20 protein-coding genes are annotated in these 17,095 nt (G+C 57.4%); 4 read left to right on the top strand and 16 right to left on the bottom strand.

Annotated elements, in window-relative coordinates; all coding sequences use genetic code 11:
- Positions 1 to 120 precede the first annotated feature (120 nt).
- The 4 genes from A3H92_02030 to A3H92_02015 all read right to left on the bottom strand — a co-directional run bounded on the left by A3H92_02030 (position 121) and on the right by A3H92_02015 (position 3,308).
- The gene (locus tag A3H92_02030; protein ID OHC75476.1) at positions 121 to 585 is read right to left on the bottom strand and encodes a hypothetical protein; all 465 of its coding nucleotides are present in this window, start codon (positions 583 to 585) and stop codon (positions 121 to 123) included.
- A gap of 272 nt (positions 586 to 857) precedes the next feature.
- Positions 858 to 2,279 carry a serine/threonine protein kinase gene (locus A3H92_02025; protein OHC75475.1) on the bottom strand — a complete coding sequence of 474 codons (1,422 nt, stop codon included), beginning with the start codon at positions 2,277 to 2,279 and terminating at the stop codon, positions 858 to 860.
- Entirely contained in the window at positions 2,276 to 2,575 is a 300-nt protein-coding gene (locus A3H92_02020; protein ID OHC75739.1) for a hypothetical protein, read from the bottom strand. Before A3H92_02020 ends, A3H92_02025 begins: the two co-directional genes overlap by 4 nt.
- Before the next feature lie 241 nt (positions 2,576 to 2,816).
- Positions 2,817 to 3,308: a heat-shock protein gene (locus A3H92_02015; protein ID OHC75474.1), complete on the bottom strand. Its 492-nt coding sequence runs from the start codon at positions 3,306 to 3,308 to the stop codon at positions 2,817 to 2,819.
- 240 nt (positions 3,309 to 3,548) lie between these two features.
- Between A3H92_02015 and A3H92_02010 the strand changes: the two genes are divergently transcribed.
- From A3H92_02010 to A3H92_02000, 3 genes are all read left to right on the top strand, one after another.
- Positions 3,549 to 4,790 carry a hypothetical protein gene (locus A3H92_02010; protein OHC75473.1) on the top strand — a complete coding sequence of 414 codons (1,242 nt, stop codon included), beginning with the start codon at positions 3,549 to 3,551 and terminating at the stop codon, positions 4,788 to 4,790.
- 17 nt (positions 4,791 to 4,807) lie between these two features.
- Complete coding sequence (locus A3H92_02005) at positions 4,808 to 5,662, top strand: LysR family transcriptional regulator (protein ID OHC75472.1); 855 nt, start codon at positions 4,808 to 4,810, stop codon at positions 5,660 to 5,662.
- A 103-nt stretch (positions 5,663 to 5,765) separates the two neighbouring features.
- Positions 5,766 to 6,008 (top strand): hypothetical protein, encoded by a 243-nt coding sequence (locus A3H92_02000; GenBank protein OHC75471.1) that lies wholly within the window; start codon positions 5,766 to 5,768, stop codon positions 6,006 to 6,008.
- A gap of 47 nt (positions 6,009 to 6,055) precedes the next feature.
- Here A3H92_02000 and A3H92_01995 read toward each other — a convergent pair whose 3' ends face one another.
- The gene (locus A3H92_01995; protein OHC75470.1) at positions 6,056 to 6,631 is read right to left on the bottom strand and encodes a hypothetical protein; all 576 of its coding nucleotides are present in this window, start codon (positions 6,629 to 6,631) and stop codon (positions 6,056 to 6,058) included.
- Positions 6,632 to 6,974: 343 nt separating this feature from the next.
- On the opposite strand from A3H92_01995, the gene A3H92_01990 reads away from it, so the two are divergent.
- Positions 6,975 to 7,853 carry a branched-chain amino acid aminotransferase gene (locus tag A3H92_01990; protein OHC75469.1) on the top strand — a complete coding sequence of 293 codons (879 nt, stop codon included), beginning with the start codon at positions 6,975 to 6,977 and terminating at the stop codon, positions 7,851 to 7,853.
- Between the two features lies 1 nt (position 7,854).
- Here A3H92_01990 and A3H92_01985 read toward each other — a convergent pair whose 3' ends face one another.
- From A3H92_01985 to A3H92_01935, 11 genes are all read right to left on the bottom strand, one after another.
- Complete coding sequence (locus tag A3H92_01985; GenBank protein ID OHC75468.1) at positions 7,855 to 8,670, bottom strand: lysine decarboxylase; 816 nt, start codon at positions 8,668 to 8,670, stop codon at positions 7,855 to 7,857.
- Between the two features lie 12 nt (positions 8,671 to 8,682).
- Positions 8,683 to 9,336 (bottom strand): hypothetical protein, encoded by a 654-nt coding sequence (locus tag A3H92_01980; GenBank protein ID OHC75467.1) that lies wholly within the window; start codon positions 9,334 to 9,336, stop codon positions 8,683 to 8,685.
- Complete coding sequence (locus A3H92_01975; GenBank protein OHC75466.1) at positions 9,333 to 9,797, bottom strand: molybdenum cofactor biosynthesis protein MoaE; 465 nt, start codon at positions 9,795 to 9,797, stop codon at positions 9,333 to 9,335. The genes A3H92_01980 and A3H92_01975 overlap by 4 nt, the downstream gene beginning before the upstream one ends.
- A 3-nt stretch (positions 9,798 to 9,800) precedes the next feature.
- Positions 9,801 to 10,052: a molybdopterin converting factor subunit 1 gene (locus tag A3H92_01970; protein OHC75465.1), complete on the bottom strand. Its 252-nt coding sequence runs from the start codon at positions 10,050 to 10,052 to the stop codon at positions 9,801 to 9,803.
- Positions 10,049 to 11,305, bottom strand: a complete 1,257-nt coding sequence (locus A3H92_01965; GenBank protein OHC75464.1) for a molybdopterin molybdenumtransferase MoeA — start codon at positions 11,303 to 11,305, stop codon at positions 10,049 to 10,051. Before A3H92_01965 ends, A3H92_01970 begins: the two co-directional genes overlap by 4 nt.
- Positions 11,292 to 11,810, bottom strand: coding sequence for a molybdopterin-guanine dinucleotide biosynthesis protein B (locus tag A3H92_01960; GenBank protein OHC75463.1), 519 nt, complete (start codon positions 11,808 to 11,810; stop codon positions 11,292 to 11,294). Before A3H92_01960 ends, A3H92_01965 begins: the two co-directional genes overlap by 14 nt.
- Positions 11,807 to 12,391, bottom strand: coding sequence for a CDP-diacylglycerol--glycerol-3-phosphate 3-phosphatidyltransferase (locus A3H92_01955; GenBank protein ID OHC75462.1), 585 nt, complete (start codon positions 12,389 to 12,391; stop codon positions 11,807 to 11,809). The genes A3H92_01960 and A3H92_01955 overlap by 4 nt, the downstream gene beginning before the upstream one ends.
- A gap of 82 nt (positions 12,392 to 12,473) precedes the next feature.
- Complete coding sequence (locus A3H92_01950) at positions 12,474 to 12,683, bottom strand: DUF2283 domain-containing protein (GenBank protein ID OHC75461.1); 210 nt, start codon at positions 12,681 to 12,683, stop codon at positions 12,474 to 12,476.
- A 242-nt stretch (positions 12,684 to 12,925) separates the two neighbouring features.
- Positions 12,926 to 14,623 carry a hypothetical protein gene (locus A3H92_01945; GenBank protein ID OHC75460.1) on the bottom strand — a complete coding sequence of 566 codons (1,698 nt, stop codon included), beginning with the start codon at positions 14,621 to 14,623 and terminating at the stop codon, positions 12,926 to 12,928.
- Positions 14,620 to 14,865, bottom strand: coding sequence for a hypothetical protein (locus A3H92_01940; protein ID OHC75459.1), 246 nt, complete (start codon positions 14,863 to 14,865; stop codon positions 14,620 to 14,622). Before A3H92_01940 ends, A3H92_01945 begins: the two co-directional genes overlap by 4 nt.
- A gap of 216 nt (positions 14,866 to 15,081) precedes the next feature.
- Positions 15,082 to 16,977 carry an excinuclease ABC subunit C gene (locus A3H92_01935; GenBank protein ID OHC75458.1) on the bottom strand — a complete coding sequence of 632 codons (1,896 nt, stop codon included), beginning with the start codon at positions 16,975 to 16,977 and terminating at the stop codon, positions 15,082 to 15,084.
- Positions 16,978 to 17,095: the final 118 nt, after the last annotated feature.

Genomic DNA, 17,095 nt, shown 5'->3' with positions numbered 1-17,095 from the left:
CTTGCGTGATTTAACCTTGGTCATGACGGGGTCATAGTTTCGTATATTTATAACGGAGTCCAGTCAGCGCTTGCGTCATTGCAGGCGAAAGTTGATCAGCCGCTCGGGAGGCAGGGCTTTTCATGCCGACACCCGTGTCGCTGACGCTACGCTGTTGAGAATGGCTCCAATGCTGACTTCACCTTCTTGGCGTTCGAGTTTCTCGACGTTACCTTCGGATAGATACAGCAAATCTTCGATCAGGCTCAGAAGGTGGATGGCAGCGTTATGAATGTGGGTCCCATATTCCATTGTATGGTCGTAGTCGTTATCCAAGACGTATCCGTGCTTGATCATTTCCGAGAACCCGATGATCGCGTTAAGGGGGGTCCTTAGCTCATGATTCATGTTGGCAAGGAATGTTGCTTTTTGCCATTCATTCAACCGGGCGTCGGCTTCGGCTTGAATGTTCACAGAAGGCACAATGTTATCGACCGGTGGCGCGTCACTCGGAACAGCGGTGGCTTCCTGGATGGAAACGGTAGCGGCGTAGACCAGCGGCAGAATAAGAACGGAAGTGGCAATGATGTCTATGATGCCTAGCATGATGTTATCTCTTTACTTTAGCTCATTAAGGATGATTCCGGTTATCCTTATACCCTCTTTCCGTTACGCTTTTTCGTCACTAATGCGACAGATTTATGATAAGATCGCTTTTCATTAAGCAGCATCATCGGAGCGGCCAAGCCGTCCATGATGTTGGCCTCAAAGGCCAGACGCCCTGCCTTCTTGCGTGATTTAACCTTGGTCATGACGGGGTCATAGTTTCGTATATTTATAACGGAGTCCAGTCAGCGCTTGCGTTGGGCTTAGAGTATTCACAGCCTCAACATCCTGAGACATTGTGCCGCTCGGGCTGTAATCGCTTCGGCAAGTCTGTCGATGATCGGGTGCGTTATGCCTTCCCCTCTGATCAGGCCGTGAACAAGGGCAACGCGCTCCGGTATGTTGGAAGCAAATTCTACAAGCCTCGCCATAGTTTGGTCCGGGTCAAGGCGCGTCCCGGTTGCGAGTTTTCGCCACTGACGAGGCCCGATATCCCTGATGCGGTATTTATCGCCAATCTTCATCGCCAGCTTGATTTGTTGAGGATCAAGGTAGGGAAGGGCGCCGGCGACATCATAGAGGGGAGCCAGACGCACACGTCCGCCGCCGCCATGAAGAAGTGAGTAGTTCTTGGCATGGGCGTCGGTTCCGGCGATGAACCAGTTGAAGGCGAGCGCGTCGACAAATGCGCCAATATCTTCTATCGGGCGACTTGAATGGGTTCTGAGAAGTGCGACGATATCTTCAGGGGAAGGTCCACCATCATTCTGGTACTTGGCGATCGGCTGAAGCCCAAGGGCTTGGCAAATATCTTCCTGATGGAGCCGCAGGATCGGTTGAGTCTTTGCCAACTCACCCAGCGCATGTGCCCGTGCGGCTGCGTCAGCGGCAGCTTTCGCGGCGTCGGGAGCATCTTCTGTTTTCATAGGAGCTGTTGCTGCCGCGTGAGATGCTGATTCCATCGCTGCCGCCGCCGCCATACCCGACGTGCGGATACGATCAAAGCGTTCAATAACAATGGCAGTTTCGCCGTCGAAACGCATTATCTCGGAGCTTGCGGCGGGCAAGCCAAGTTCACGGGCCAGCATGAGGCAAAAATGCTCGTTCTCGGCATGGCCGTCGAATTCGCCCGTGGGCGGTTTGAATATATGAGTCGTGGGCATCCGGCCTGAGGGCACACCCCAACGTCCTCCATCATAGATAAGCGCCGTCTTGGGTTGAGCGCCGGCGAGGCTAAACTGGCCGGTATCGTGCGGCATTCGCCACGCAGACTGATCAGCCCGAAGGGATCGAAGACGCTCGGCCACATCCGCTTCGTCCAACCAGTCGATTTCCGGAACTCTTGAAGTAAGGATTGCATCAAGCCGTTCCGGCCGGACAAATTGGACGGCGCCGGGACAGTCCTCACCTATATAGGACACCAGCGAGAAAGCGTTGCGCGCCGAGACCTGAAAACGATGCGCCCATCGGCCAAGTACGAGTTCATTGTCCGGCAAAAGCCCCCAGAGGAAGGCTTCGATTTTCTCATGACTGTGTTCGCCAACCGCAAGCGGCATCGACAGTGATAGCGGAAAAGCGCCGCGAAATTTCCGCCATTCCTCATTATACGAGAAGGTCAAGCGATTAGATCGAGTCCGTCGGATCTGACCAATTTCCCGTCCGGCAAGGAGCGTAACAAGAATATCCCCGATCATCGCTTTTTGCCACGGGCCTCGTCGACCACGTCATCAATGTTGAAATCCCAACTTCCCGCGCCTCCACCCTCGCCAATACCTTCGGACGCTTCATTCTCAACATTCAGCTTTAGGTCGAGCGCTTCGAGCGTGCGCAGGAGAAGCCCTACTTCCGCGCGTGGCTTTCCCTTCTCGATTTCTACGACCCATTGCCGACTCACGCCGACTTTGTCGGCAAGTTCGCGCTGGTCGATTCCTAACTTCCGGCGTCGCTCACGGATAATCAGTCCCAAATCAAAGGCGGTGCGGGCGCGCATAGGCCCCTCCAATGTCAACGATCAACGACATAATACACAAGTCGCCGAATGACGACAAGACAAAATGACGCCGAATGACGACACAAAGAATATATATGCCAACGGCTACACTCAATCGGCAATTTCTTCAAGGCAAACTAAACTCGATGGGGGGCAACGAAGAACAATCACGGACAAGCAACGCCCCGCGAGGAGGCGGGATTGCTCCCGCCCCCTTGTGGCCTGTTTGATGATTATTCGATCACGCCGCTTTCTTTTTCGCCGCGCTCTCGATCATTTTCTTGTCCTTGGCGGCGATGTCGTGCGGAGCGCCGGCCGTTATCTCGATCTGGCGGGGCTTGAGGGTTTCGGGAACTTCGCGCACCAGATCGACGACTAACAAACCGTCCGCCAAACGGGCGCCGGTTACTTCGACGTAATCGGCGATATTAAAGCGGCGCACGAAGTCGCGACCGGCGATGCCGTGGTGCAAATAGTGAACTTCGCCGGATTCTTCGGCCTTGCCGCCGGCAATGGTCAGGGTGTTCTCGTGGGTTTCGATAGACAGATCGGATTCCTTAAAACCGGCTACCGCCATGGTGATCCGGTAGGAATCCTCGCCGGTAACTTCGATATTGTAAGGCGGATAGGTCATGCCCGTCTGATCGGTATTAAGCGCCGACTCGGCCAAGCGGGCAAGGCGGTCAAAGCCGACGGTCGAACGAAACAGGGGGGAAAAGTCATAGATCGTCATGTTACATCCTCCTAATGAAGCAATGTGGTCAGGCAACGCCCTCCGGTTGCCGCGAAGCCCGTTGAACGGCGCTCCGCACTGTTTATCTAGTCGCAAAAATACGATCTGCAAGGGGGGGAGAAAAAAATTATAATGACTCGCCGGCCGGGCATGAATAAACGGTATAGACCCTTCTATCTACTTGATGTTATTAGATAGTGGGCTTGGGCATTTAATTTTATTGCTGTCGATCGACCGGCATTGAAAATCCGGAAGCGTTCTGTCGGCTTGCCTGACAAGGTTCAAGAGGTTGAGATGCGGTTGCGCGTGTTGTTGATAGGGTCGCTCGCCGTTGCTGTGGCGATGATTGTCCAAGCGTCAAAAGTCGCGGCTGACGGCGCCTCGCCGTATTTCATGCCGGATATGACTCCCACCCCTGTTGAGGATTCTCCCTCGCCCGTTTTTTATTATCAGGCGGCGGACCCGAAGGCCGCCCCCTTAACGCCGTCCGCAGCCAAGTCTCCCGGTCCCTCGCCGTATTCCATGCCGGATATGAATACTCCCCATGTCGTTCCCGCTTCCGCTTCCGCATCTTCCGCTACATACAAGGCCGGGGCCGGCAAAGCTTATGACATGAGCATCTTTTTAAACCAGCGCCATCCGTTCGATACGGGACCGGCGCCGGTTATTCCCGTAGCGGCGCAAAAACCGTCCGCCGTCCGCGCCGCCGAGTCGCAAGCTAAACCCAAGCTCAAGCCCGTTGCGACGGCAGTCGATAACGGCGACGCCAAAGCCGGGGCGGCGAAAGCAGAGGAGAAAGAAGTCGGCGACGGGGACCCGCTGGAGCCGATGAACCGTTTCTTCTTCGGGTTCAATGAATACCTTCAGGATTATCTGATGAATCCGATCGCCACCGCCTATAACTGGCTGCCGGGCGGCGTGCGCGGGTCAGTCGGCAATTTCCTCGAAAACGCCAAAAGCCCCGTTGTCCTGGCCAACGATCTTCTTCAGTTCGAACTTAGGCGGGCCTGGAAAACCACCGAGCGTCTGGCGATTAATTCGACGGCGGGGGTCGGCGGCTTGTTTGACGTCGCCGATTACCTCGGCATTGAAGGGCATAAGGAGGACTTCGGGCAGACCTTGGCCGTCTGGGGCGTCGGCGAATGGTTCTATGTGGTGCTCCCGCTGTTCGGGCCGTCAAATCCGCGTGACGCCGTCGGTAAAATGTTTGTTGATCGCTATTTTGATCCGCTGTCCATGTGGCTGTCGAACACTGATCGCGAGGAGATATCATGGTCGCTGGCCGGCGTCGGCGCCGTTGATGAGTATGCGGGCATCGTCAATGAATTAAAGCAGATCAAGAGCACCTCCATCGACTACTATGCCGCCATTCGCAGTATGTATCGCCAGAAACGCGATTCCGAAATAAGAAACGGCGATAACTCCGACATGCCGACGATTCCCGATCTCTACGACGAGCTGGATGGCCTGGAAACCAATTAGGGCATTATCCGAAACAAATGGATATTAATCTCGCCCGAACTTTTCTGGCCATAATCGAGACCGGCAACTTCAACAGGGCGGCCGAGCAGGTGAATGTCACCCAATCGACGGTAAGCATGCGCATTAAAACGCTGGAGACCGTCTTGGGGCGTCCTCTTTTTACGCGCAGCAAAGCGGGGACATCCTTGACCGCCGCCGGAATTCATTTTCAGAAATACGCCCAAAGCCTGATCAGAATCTGGGAGCAGGCGCGTCATGAGCTGTCTCTTCCCCCGAGTTTTGAGGGAGTGCTTACCATCGGCGTCCAGCACACGCTGTGGGACAATCTGATTCTGAAATGGATTCCCCGGATGCAATCCGCCGCGCCGGATGTCGCCCTCAGGGCGGAGGTCGGCATTTCCAGGGGAATTATGCGGCAACTGGCCGACGGATTTCTCGATCTTGCCGTCATGTATATGCCTCAGAGCAGGCCGGGACTCGTGATCGAGGAGCTGATGTCGGAGAAACTGGCCCTGATCTCATCTGATCCTAAAACCAGCGGGCCGGGAGAACCGGGGTATATTTATGTGGATTGGGGGCCTGAATTTCTTCAGAACATCATAATTGCCTATCCGAATCGTGACTCGCCGGCGCTCACCGTTAATCATGGCCCGCTTGGCCTTCAGCATATATTGAGAAACGGCGGCTCCGGATATTTCCCCCTGCGCTTCATCAGCAAACACCTGGAATCAGGACGTCTGCACCTTATCGAGGAAAAGAGGGAATTTAACAGGCCGATCTTTATGGTCTATTCGTCGGATAACAATGACCCCCACCTTGAAACGGCGCGGCATGCCCTCAGGCATGTGGCTTCGCTCAATGATGAAGGCTGAATGTTTATGGCGAGTTATAAGCGCCGCACGAGAATTCCGAGTAAGTAATAGCCCTTTTAATTCTTTCCCTCCGAGCTTATCATTCCCGGCAGGAGATCAGCACATGGCCGAACCTGAAAATTTGATCATGGTATATCTGCGCCGGATCGACGAAAAGATCGACCGGGCGGACAATAAGTTGAGCGACCTTACGCTTCGCGTCAACGAGGTGCATTCTTCAGTTATCGCGCTACGCCGCGACCAGGTGCAAGACGCAGAAATCGTGGCGCATATCCAGACCCGCATGGACAAGATGCAGGTCGAGATAGACAGAATCAATCGGCGCTTCGATATCAAAGATGCTTAAACTGCTATAATCAATCTTGACGTGCTAATTCTTGGGTCTGCCTCAGGCTATCGCCCGCTTACGCCGCCGTGGCAGGCCTTGCAGTTGGAAAGGGTCTTGACCCGGGATAGGGCGCGGGAACTGATCTCGCCGCCGCCGTGCTTGCGCTTGAACCAGAAAGTCTCGGTGATCCGCAGCGGGCCGTCTCCGCCGCCTCCGGCGGTGGAAACCAGATAGTTTTCCACATGCTTTCCGGCGCCTTCCTCCATGGAGGCGTCTTCGCCGAAATGATCTTTGAGGTTAGCCATCATCTTGCGCCAGGAACCGGCGGGAAGATTATTGCCGCTATAAGGCTCATGGCATTCGCCGCATTCCTTCGCGGTGACGGGATCATTAATGATGTTTACCGGCCCGCCGGAACCGCCGCCGCCGAAAAATCCGCCGCCGTCACCGCCTTTTCTGCCGCCGGAACCGCCGCCTTTGTTGCCGCCGCCGAAAAATCCGCCGCCGGAGGCTCTGGCCTGACCAAGTTTCAGCAGCGTCGGCGCCGCATAGACGGCGACTGCGGCAAGGCCGAGCCTGACCAGCGCCTGCCGTCGTCCTTTATTGACGTCGGCTGATTTTCGGTCGTCCGGTTTGTCCATGATGTTTCCTCCTTCCCTGCCTTCTTGCTTATCAACGAACCAAGGTTGTCATCGGTTATGCCGGTGGCCTTAATCATTGATCCATGACGGTCCCCACACTTTCCCCTCCTTACGAAGGAGGGGTCAGGGGAGGTTACCCCCTCTAACTCCCCCTTCTAAAGGGGGAGGATTTTTAAGAGTCATTTTTTACGGCCACCGGGGTTACTTACATAAAACAATATGAACCGATCCTGAACCGGCCCTAATTGCGCCCCGGCAGGGGCGCGGGGGCTTGCCCGATGCGCTCCGCTACTGATAAAAAAGCAACCTCCTTTCAAAATGGAATCAACAACAGGCAAAAACCATGGCAAGCGTTCCTTTCGACGACCGTGACGGCGTCATCTGGTTTGACGGCAAAATGACGCCGTGGCGCGAGGCCAAGGTGCATGTCCTCACCCACGCCCTGCACTACGCCTCCAGTGTTTTCGAGGGCGAACGCGCTTACGGCGGCAAGATATACAAGCTGACCGAACATTCCCGGCGGCTGGCGTTTTCGGCTGAAATTCTCGGCTTTAAGCTCCCTTTCAGCGTCGCCGAGATCGACGAAGCCTGCCGCCGGGTATTAAAAGCCAACGCTATTGTCGACGGCTATGTGCGCCCGATAGCCTGGCGCGGCTCGGAGATGATGGGGGTCTCGGCCCAGCAGTCAAAGATTCATGTCGCCATCGCCACATGGACATGGCCGTCCTACTTTTCGCCCGAAGCGCGGATGAAGGGCATCCGCCTGAAAACCTCTCCGTGGCGGCGTCCGGCGCCGGAAACCGCTCCGGTTCTGGCCAAGGCGGCGGGGCTGTATATGATCTGCACCATGTCCAAGCACGCGGTGGAGACGCAAGGGTACGACGACGCCCTGATGCTGGACTGGCGCGGACTGGTTGCCGAATCAACGGGAGCCAATATCTTTCTGGTCTTCGGCGACGGAAGGCTGCATACGCCGGCCCCCGGTTGTTTTCTCGACGGCATCACCAGACGCACGGTCATTGATCTGGCGCGGGCGCGGGGCATCGAAGTGGTGGAGCGCGCCATCATGCCCTCCGAGCTGGCAAACGCCACCGAGGTCTTTCTTACCGGCACGGCGGCGGAGGTGACGCCGGTGGGCGAAATCGACGACCATTCCTTTACTCCCGGCGTGCTCACCAAAATCTTGATGGAAGACTACGACAGGGAAGTCGGGAAGGGCTGAACTACAAACTCCCGCCCGGTTCCTTGACCGCCGCCTTGGCCAGCTCATCGGTGATGAATTCGTAGGCATCGCCCACGGAATCGGCGCGTTTGAACAGATCAAGGTCTTCTTTCGAGATGACGCCGTAGCGGACCATGGCGTCAAAGTTGATCACTTCGCGCCAGTATTCATCGCCATAAAGGACGATGGCCATTTTCTTGTTCAGCTTGCGGGTCTGGATCAGGGTCATCAATTCAAAGAATTCATCCATTGTTCCGAAGCCGCCGGGAAAGATGATCAGCGCCTTGGCCAGATAGGTGAACCAGAACTTGCGCATAAAGAAATAATTGAACTCGAACGCCAGTTCGCGGGTGACGTAGGGGTTTCTCTCCTGCTCGAAGGGAATGGCGATGTTAAGGCCGACGTTGATGCCTTTGGCTTCCGAGGCGCCGCGATTGGCGGCTTCCATGATTCCCGGCCCGCCGCCGGTGCAGACGACGAAGCGACGGGTTCCCTTTTCCAGACTCTTGGACCATACGGTCAGGCGTCCGGCCAGTTCGCGGGCTTCTTCGTAATAGCGCGACATCTCCAGCTTGCCCTCGGCGTCCTTGATGTCGAGGCCCTTGTCGCGGGCTTCATGCAGATTATTTAACGCCTCGTCACGGGACATAAAGCGGGCCGAACCGAAGAAAACAATGGTATCTGCGATCTTGAAATCGTCGAAGCGCATACCCGGCTCGATATATTCGGACATGATGCGAAGAGGCCGCGCCTCACGGCTGTCGAGAAAGGATTCGTTGCTGTAGGCCTTGACCGGCCAGAAGTGTTTTTCAGTCATCAGGGTTCACTTTCATAACCATGCCGATAGGCCGGTAAGGTCAGGAATGACCGGGGTTTTGTTCGGAAACGGACTTTGCCGGCCCGGCGGAGCGCGGCCGACAAAATCGACGCCGGTTGTTCGGGCCGCATTGTAGTCGGCCATGGCGTCGCCGACGAATAAAACTTTTCCGGGGGCGAATCCGTGTTCGGCGAGGATGCCCCGGACAATCTCCGCCTTGCTTTCAGGCGAGCCGAAAACGGCGACAAGATAAGGCGCCATGCCTCGGCGCTCAACGATGCGCCTGACCTCATCTTCGGGGGCGCCGGAGGCGATGAACAAGGACAGATTATCGCCGTGCTTCTTAAGAAACTCCATTGAGCCGGGGACCGCCCGGCAGGCCGCCACCGCGTCCTCGACCCGAGCGGAGAACCATCGTCCGATCTCCGCCAGTTCTTTATCCGATAGATCATGGTTGAGGAAAGTTCTGTGGCAGTAACGTATCTTGTCGAAGCGCGATACGCCTCGATTGGCCCTGTGATAAGCCATCACCCCCGCCAACGCTTCGGCGCCGTGTTTTTCGTAAAGAGCGGCGAAAGCCTGATCCTTGATGTCCGTGGATTCGGCCAGCACCCCGTCAAAGTCGAATATTACGGCGTCGTGCTTGATAACGGCTGATCCCGTCATTCTTCCTTGCCGTCCTTGGTCCAGCGGGCGGCGGCGGCGTTGTCCATGTCGCGGGCGTCGACCCATCGGGCGCCGGCGGCGGTTTCCTCCAGCTTCCAGAACGGCGCTTTGGTTTTCAGCCAGTCCATGAGGAAGTTGCAGGATTCGAAGGCGGCCCGGCGGTGGGTCGAAGCGGTAGCCGCCATGACGATGCGGTCTCCCGGTTTCAGCCGTCCGTAACGGTGAATGATCAAGGTTTCCTCAAGCGGCCAGCGCCGCCGCGCCTCGGCCTCGATCTGAACCAACGCGCTTTCGGTCATGCCGGGGTAGTGTTCCAGAGTCATCGCCTCGATAGATCGGTCGCCGGCCATATCGCGGACCAGGCCGACGAAGATACAGACGCCGCCGATGCCGAAGTTGCCTGCGGAAAGATTCGCCGTTTCCAGGCCGACGTCAAAATCTTCACGTTGCACCCGGATCAAGGATCAGCCTCCTGTTACCGGCGGGAACAGGGCGATCTCGTCGTCGCGGGCGACGGGGTGACTCATGGCGACGTACTCCTGGTTGACGGCGACGCGGACCACCGACAGGTCGGCGAGAGCCTCGGCGTAGCCGCCGCCGCGTTCCCTCAGCCACGAGATCAAACCGGCGACATCGGTCACGGTCGCCGGCGGCGAGGCCTCCTCCTCGGCGATTCCGGTTTTCTCGCGCAGCCGGGAAAAATAAATGATCTTCATGCGGTTACTTCGCTGAAAGGAAGAAAATCGACCATGTCTCCTTCGGCGACTGCTCCCTGATCTTCCGGCAGTTCCACCAGCCCGTCGGCGTCCGCCATTGAGGTCAGGATGCCGGAACCGCCTAAATGGTGCTTGACGGCGGTCAGGACGCCGTCCTTATCTTTCGTCAGACGGGCGCGCAGCCACTCGCGGCGTCCCGGTTCCTTGTCAAAGCCGAACCCGGCCCGCACCTTGAACAGAGGCGGGTCGATTCGGTTGTGTCCCGACAGCAACAATAATACCGGACGGGCGACGCGCATGAAAGTGACCATCGCCGACACCGGATTGCCGGGAAGGCCGATGAATACGGCGTCGGCGACCCGGCCCAGCGCGATGGGGCGGCCCGGCTTGACGGCCAGCCGCCAGAAGTAAAGACCGCCCAGCTCTTCCACCGCCGCCTTGACGTGATCCTCGTCGCCGAGGCTGACCCCCCCTGAGGTAATCACCACATCATGATCCTTGGCGGCGTTATCAAGGGCGTCGCGGATAATTCGTTGATTGTCGGGCAGGATGCCGAGGTCGGTGACCGCGCAGCCCAAATCTTTCAGCAATCCCATAACCGCGTAGCGGTTGGCGTCGTAGATACATCCTTCGGGGGCGTTATCGGATGGATCGCGCACTTCATCGCCGGTGGAAAATACCGCCGTTCGCAGCCGTTTGCAGACCGTCAGCGTCGGCCGGCCGACGGACGCCGCCAGAGCAATTTCCTGGGGGCGCAGCCGCCGTCCCTGCCTGAGGATAACGGAACCGGCGGCGATGTCTTCCCCTCTGCGCCGACGGTTGGCGCCTCGGTCAATGCCCGGCTCAAGGATCACATCATCGCCGTCGGTCGCGCAGTTCTCCTGCATGAACACCGTGTCCGGCCCTTCCGGCATGGGAGCGCCGGTAAAAATACGATAGGCGTTGCCGCGCAAGGCCGGCGCGCCGAGGGGATGGCCGGCGGCGATGTATCCGGCCACCGGCAGCCTGGTCTCGCCATTCGTCGCCAGATCATCGAAGAAGACTGCATAGCCGTCCATGGCCGAATTGTCATGAGGCGGCACGTCGCGCCCGGCGATTACATCGGCGGCGAGCACCCGACCCAAAGCGTCGCCCAGCCGCACGGTTTCGTCGCCGGTTACCGTCTTCAGGCGTTCCTTCAGCAGCGCCAACGCCTGATCCAGTTTCATCGATCCGCCGCCGGCGACGAAGCAGTCATCCTTAATTTTTGTCATCATTCAGCCTCGTTAATTGACAATGGTCGACGATGAAATCGGCGATGGCGGGAATGTCATTAATGTCGAGCACGGGCGTTAAACAATCGGGCAGAGGCTCATCGCCGGCCACCGCCACCACGTCGGGATCGTCCGCGAACCGTAACGGCTTTCCGAGCGAGGGGCGATAGATTTCCATCTTGGGACAGCGCAATTCCTTAAATCCTTCGACCAGCAGCAAATCGACATCGCTCATATGGGCGATCAATTGGTTAATGTCCGGCTCCGGCGCTCCGCGATGCTCGCGCATCAGCACCCAGCGCGCCGATGAGGTCAGCATCACTTCCTCGGCGCCGGCCTCGCGGTGCCGGTAGGAATCCTTGCCCGGACTGTCGATGTCGAGTTCGTGATGGGTGTGTTTGATGGTGGAAACTTTCACGCCTCGGCCTTTCAGTTCTTCTATCACTTTGACCATCAGCGTCGTCTTGCCGCTGCCGCTTGATCCCACCAGGCCGAAAACTTTCATTTACCGGCGCCCTCGGCGTCGCTCCTGGCGATATGACCAAGGCCGGCGACCAGATAATCATAGCCGGTGATCAGGGTTATCACCGCCGCCGCCCACAGGCCGTAAATTCCGATATCAAGAGTCGGCACTCCCCAAAAATCAGGACCGGCGTCGCCGACGATAAGAAAGCCCAGCGCCAGTATTTGGATAAAGGTCTTGATCTTTGACATGCTGCTTACCGGCAGGCCGACGCGCACCTCGGCCAGGAATTCACGCAGTCCCGAGACCAGGATTTCGCGGCACAGAATCACCGCCGCCGGCAAAATGGTAATGCCGCCGATGCGGTCGATTCCCACCAGCATCAAAAGCAAGGCGGCAATCAGCAGCTTGTCGGCTATGGGGTCCAGGAAACGTCCGAAATTGGACTGCTGGCTCCAGATGCGCGCCAAATAGCCGTCAAGGATATCGGTGACGGCGGCATAGGTGTAAACGGCAAGCGCCAGCCAGTTGCCCAGGGGAGGCGGAATAAACATAATTCCGAGAATCACCGGAATGGCGACGATCCGCGAAACAGTCAGGATATTAGGCAGCTTGGTCAACATTGCGGATTATGGGGACACATTAACTTATTCATAATTCCTATAATTCCCGGACAATCGCCATTTGTACGCGCCGGCCCTGCGGTTACGCCGCAGACAGTTCGGTTTCAAACGGTTTGTCCTTGCGGAAGCGGCTGACGCCGATGGTGCTGAAGCCGATCACATTCCCTTCTGCGTCCACACGCTCCATCACCGCGTCGTGCGAGGTTTCCTTCTCATAACCGGCGGCATCGGAGAAGCGCACTTCAAGGAAATCGGCTTCCGCATCGAACCATACTTTCATCTTGTCGGCCATACGTCTTCTCCGTCCTTGGGTTTGTCGGTTAGGTAGCCGGTTACGACAAACGCATCGTCTTCCGCATATTTAACCACGATACAAAGCCATTTGTCACCCATTTGCGTCTTTGCGTGGAACTCGTAAAACAGTCGCACCGCCGGATCGGAGCGTGATCGCCGCACCAGTTGCGGTTGCCGCAACGCCCGCCATGCCCCGCATTTGAAGTTGCCTGATCGTTACACGGGCTGTCCATTGGATGGCTACAGGTTGTCTGCGTCCATCAAGGCCACTTTCTTGTACATCCATCCACCCACGTACAGCGTCAGTCCAAGAATCACCAGGGAACCAATCCGAACCAGCGGGGCGGCGCTTGATAAATCGAACAACAAAACCTTGGCTGACGAAGCGGCGAAGACCAGCAAGGAAGACTTGCCGAGTAACTTGTCTTTATACTTGAAAGCTAGCGCCAGACAGGCGAGGCCGATTACGCCCCAGGCAAACGATACAGCCAGTCGCCCGTCAAAGATTTGCACTGCGGCGCCCATCAAGGCCACATGGCCCGCATATAAGGCGGAGTGGGCGAAACTCGCCAGACCGGGCGGGTGTCTGACGAGGTAGTAGGCGAGGTAAAGCTCGACCGCGTAGAGCAGCGCCAATAGATCGTGCCCCGGAACCGATTCGATGTTGGAATTTGAAACCACCCGCAAGTAGTTAATAGCGAACACGATCCCGATCAGCATCCGGGCTGGCCATGTCACCGACGCATTTTCCCGAGAAAGAAAATAAACGGCAACTGCTGGCAGCATAAGCGCGCCGACCCAGGGCGCGAATTCACGCGGAACCAGCTCCATATAACCGGCGTGAAACAGCGCCAGCGAAGCATAGGCTCCCACCAACAAAGCGCCAGATTCCAGCGGCTTATCCATGGTTTTTCGAGCAATGAGGTAAACCAGTAGCAATACCGTGGCGCTCCCCAGAGCAATCCACGGCGCCATTGTCGGGAGGTGGCTTTGCAGCAGCGAGTACTGCAGCGCGTAGAAAATCAGCAGTAGCGGCAAGTGGACGAGCGCCTCGCCATTGCTCATGGGGCGGTCATGTCGAATAGAGAAACCGACCGCGCAACCAAGAAAGATGACGAACTGAATTGCTTGAAAGAAAAAGGCTGCCACCCATTCACCCGGCGACATATGCGTCCACAGAAAATTGAAACCCAGTAGCGCCATATAGGCGGCTAATAGATAGACGCGGCGATTGCAGATCCAGATGGAGTAGATGCAAAACAGCATGCTCCAGGCCGAGAAATAAATCGCCAGATCGATCACCGCGCCGGTCAAAGCGTGCAATAGAAACGGTGCCGAATAGGATCCCACCACTGCGAACAACCCGTAGAGTTCGCTCTCAAAAAGTTTACCCAGCCATAACGCGCCGAGGCAGGTCAAGACCACAGCGCCCGTCGCCAGATGGATGCTGATGAAGTGATAGTGAAGGTGCGCCCCGTAAATCGAAAGAAATAGCACCACCAAACCGCCGGCCGGCAGCAGGCTCGCATACTCGTGGTCGGAAGCGCGTAACCGCAGCCCTGTGGCTATCAGGGAGAAACCACTCAAGACAGCGAGTGCAAGCTGCCGCTCCGGCGTTAGCCAACCGGCATCCAGTGCCAGTCGAATCAGATAGGCCATTGCCAGCACCAGCGCCGTCGCGCCGGTCCAGCCGAGAATTTGGGTTACTGGAGGCGCGTACGTCTCGTGCCGTTTGATAGGCTCCGGATGTCGCATAGTTGGTTGTGAGGGGAGTGGGGGTGGTATCGTCACCTCGCATCCTTTCGCCTGCGGTTCGGTGGTGGCCGGTGCGGACCTATCTGTATCGGCTCCTTTCGCTGGGCTCATCGCCATGAACCGCTCCTCCAATCTATCAAGCCGGATATTGAATTGAGCTAATTGTTCCTCAATGGTTTTCATGATGGAGTTCCCAGTTGTATGCTTACTTGGAATCGCTCAGTTGCTACCGCGCCGATAGCATAACCAGCCAGAATTAACGTACCAAACCCCAAGAAGAAGGCTCTGATCAGTTGTTTTATTTTGTCTTTGCCGAGTGTCGACATAACGCTCACCGTTTTTATCAACTGCTCGAAGCGGCTGCTGAACTTCCGACAGCGTAACTTAGTAATGACGAACTCGGCAGTCCTTAGTGAGACCTTCAACTCTTTACGACCCCCTCAGCCTCTCAGGCCGCAAGGCACCGCCCGACGGAGATAATAAATTCTGCCCCATTGAACGAGGTCATTGGACTGTCCCACAGGCGCAAATATCCTCCTTGATGTACCAGTACCGGAAGAATGTCATGTATGAGAAAGCTATGCCCCTGGAATTAAAGGCTGATCTGGAAAATCGGCGTCCCTTGCAGGAGGCCTCCTATTCTAACTCCGACCGCCGACCCAGTCATGGATTTTATTGGCGATTTCCCTGCTGATTCCCTCCACCGCCTCCAGATCGGCGCATCCGGCGCGGATAACGGCGTCGACCGAGCCGAAGTGGTGCAGCAAAGCCTTTTTGCGCTTGGGGCCGATGCCGGGAATCTCGTCGAGCGCCGAGCGCGACAGACCCTTCAGGCGTTTCGCCCTGTGGGCGCCGACGGCGAAACGGTGTGCCTCATCGCGCAGCCTTTGCAGAAAATAAAGCACGGGATCGCGAGCGTTCAGGACCAGGGGTTGTTTGCCGCCGGGCAGGAAGACGCGCTCGCATCCGGCGTTGCGGTCGCGGCCCTTGGCGATGGCGGCGACAGCAATATCATTAATGCCGAGATCGGCGAATGCCTGAAGCGCGACGTTAAGATGCCCGCCGCCGCCGTCAACAAGCACCAGATCGGGCCATTGGCCGAGGCTGCGGTCGGGGTCTTCCTTGAGGGCGCGGGCGAAGCGCCGGGTCAGCACCTCGCCCATCATGGCGTAATCGTCGCCGGGAGCTGAATCGCTTCGGATGGTGAACTTGCGGTAGGCCTTCTTGAGCAGCCCTTCGGGACCGGCGACGATCATTGCTCCGACGGCCTTGGCGCCGGATATATGGCTGTTGTCATAGACCTCGATGCGTCCGGGCGCCGCCTCCAGGCCGAAGGCTTCGGCCAGCCCGTCAAGCAAGCGGCGTTGGGAAGCGCTTTCGCCCAGACGTCGGCCCAGGGTCTCGCGGGCATTGGCGAGGGCATGCTCCACCAGCTTGCGCTTATTGCCCCTTGCCGGTCTGGAAACGGTGACCCGCCGGCCGGCTCGCACGCTTAACGCCTCGGCCATCAATGCACGGGCGGGCAGGCGGTGACTGACCATGATCTGTCGCGGCAGACGGGCGCCGTCATAAAATTGGCTGATAAAGGCTTCCAGAACCTGCTCTACGCCGTGATCTTCGGCGTGGCCGGGGAAATATGCCTTGTTGCCGTAGTTGCGTCCGGCGCGGAAAAAGAACACTTGTACGCAGGTCTGTCCGCCCTCCTGATGGGCGGCGATGACGTCAGCCTCGCCGATGGCGGCGACATCAATGTCACGGTGAGCCTGAATGCCGGCGAGCGCCCGGATGCGATCACGGTAAAGGGCCGCTTTTTCGAACTCCATGGCCTCGCCGGCGGCCTGCATGCGGGCGGCCAGTTGCCGCTGGATTTTGTTGCTTTCCCCGCGCAGGAAGGCCCGGGCCTCGTTCACCAGTCCGGCGTATTCATCGCAGCCTATTCTATCGACGCACGGCGCCGAGCAACGCTTGATCTGATAGAGAAGACAGGGGCGGGTGCGGCCCGCCAAAACAGCATCGGAGCAAGTTCTGAGCAGGAACGCCCGTTGCAGGACGCCTAAGGTCTCATTGACCGCTCCGGCGCAGGCGAAGGGGCCGAAGTAGTCACCCTCGGCGGAGCGGAGGCCTCGGTGTTTGACAATCCGCGTAAAAGGGTGTCCGCCGGTCACCAGTATCGAAGGGAAGGACTTGTCGTCGCGGAGCAGGATATTATAACGCGGCTTCAGAGACTTGATCAGGTCGGCTTCCAGCAACAAGGCCTCGGCCTCGGCGCCGGTGGTGACAAATTCCATCGACGCCGTTTGCGCTATCATGCGCCGGATGCGAACGGATTGCCGCTCAGGCTTGGCATAACCGGCCACGCGGTTTTTCAGGCTTTTGGCCTTGCCTACATAAAGAACGCCGCCTTCGGCGTTAATCATCCGGTAAACGCCGGGTTTTGCGGGCAGGCCCTTGAGGCAGGATTCGATCACCTTCACGCCGGCTGAAAGCGGGTCGGCGGGCGGCTGAGAAGAACCTGACAAATTATGCTTTTTGACCATGGTCGGCTACATATCTATAGATTAGAAATACTCTAATCAATAAGGTGTTTCCAAGCAAATCCGCCATCCCGTAAACTATCCACGATTTGTGTGGATAAGTCTGTTGAAAAACCCGCCC

It is taken from the genome of Rhodospirillales bacterium RIFCSPLOWO2_02_FULL_58_16, assembly GCA_001830425.1.
In the GTDB taxonomy this organism is placed as follows: Bacteria; Pseudomonadota; Alphaproteobacteria; order Rhodospirillales; family 2-02-FULL-58-16; genus 2-02-FULL-58-16.
Note: the sequence above shows the minus strand (reverse complement) of the source record. Positions and strands in the feature narration are given on the sequence as shown.

Coding starts and splice junctions, on each gene's coding strand:
- A3H92_02005 (OHC75472.1), top strand. CDS start 4,808: ATGGATATTAATCTCGCCCGAACTTTTCTGGCCATAATCGAGACCGGC.
- A3H92_02020 (OHC75739.1), bottom strand. CDS start 2,575: ATGCGCGCCCGCACCGCCTTTGATTTGGGACTGATTATCCGTGAGCGA.
- A3H92_01965 (OHC75464.1), bottom strand. CDS start 11,305: ATGACAAAAATTAAGGATGACTGCTTCGTCGCCGGCGGCGGATCGATG.
- A3H92_01980 (OHC75467.1), bottom strand. CDS start 9,336: ATGACGGGATCAGCCGTTATCAAGCACGACGCCGTAATATTCGACTTT.
- A3H92_01970 (OHC75465.1), bottom strand. CDS start 10,052: ATGAAGATCATTTATTTTTCCCGGCTGCGCGAGAAAACCGGAATCGCC.
- A3H92_02025 (OHC75475.1), bottom strand. CDS start 2,279: ATGATCGGGGATATTCTTGTTACGCTCCTTGCCGGACGGGAAATTGGT.
- A3H92_02015 (OHC75474.1), bottom strand. CDS start 3,308: ATGACGATCTATGACTTTTCCCCCCTGTTTCGTTCGACCGTCGGCTTT.
- A3H92_01945 (OHC75460.1), bottom strand. CDS start 14,623: ATGAAAACCATTGAGGAACAATTAGCTCAATTCAATATCCGGCTTGAT.
- A3H92_01950 (OHC75461.1), bottom strand. CDS start 12,683: ATGGCCGACAAGATGAAAGTATGGTTCGATGCGGAAGCCGATTTCCTT.
- A3H92_01960 (OHC75463.1), bottom strand. CDS start 11,810: ATGAAAGTTTTCGGCCTGGTGGGATCAAGCGGCAGCGGCAAGACGACG.
- A3H92_02000 (OHC75471.1), top strand. CDS start 5,766: ATGGCCGAACCTGAAAATTTGATCATGGTATATCTGCGCCGGATCGAC.
- A3H92_01935 (OHC75458.1), bottom strand. CDS start 16,977: ATGGTCAAAAAGCATAATTTGTCAGGTTCTTCTCAGCCGCCCGCCGAC.
- A3H92_01985 (OHC75468.1), bottom strand. CDS start 8,670: ATGACTGAAAAACACTTCTGGCCGGTCAAGGCCTACAGCAACGAATCC.
- A3H92_01990 (OHC75469.1), top strand. CDS start 6,975: ATGGCAAGCGTTCCTTTCGACGACCGTGACGGCGTCATCTGGTTTGAC.
- A3H92_01955 (OHC75462.1), bottom strand. CDS start 12,391: ATGTTGACCAAGCTGCCTAATATCCTGACTGTTTCGCGGATCGTCGCC.
- A3H92_01995 (OHC75470.1), bottom strand. CDS start 6,631: ATGGACAAACCGGACGACCGAAAATCAGCCGACGTCAATAAAGGACGA.
- A3H92_02030 (OHC75476.1), bottom strand. CDS start 585: ATGCTAGGCATCATAGACATCATTGCCACTTCCGTTCTTATTCTGCCG.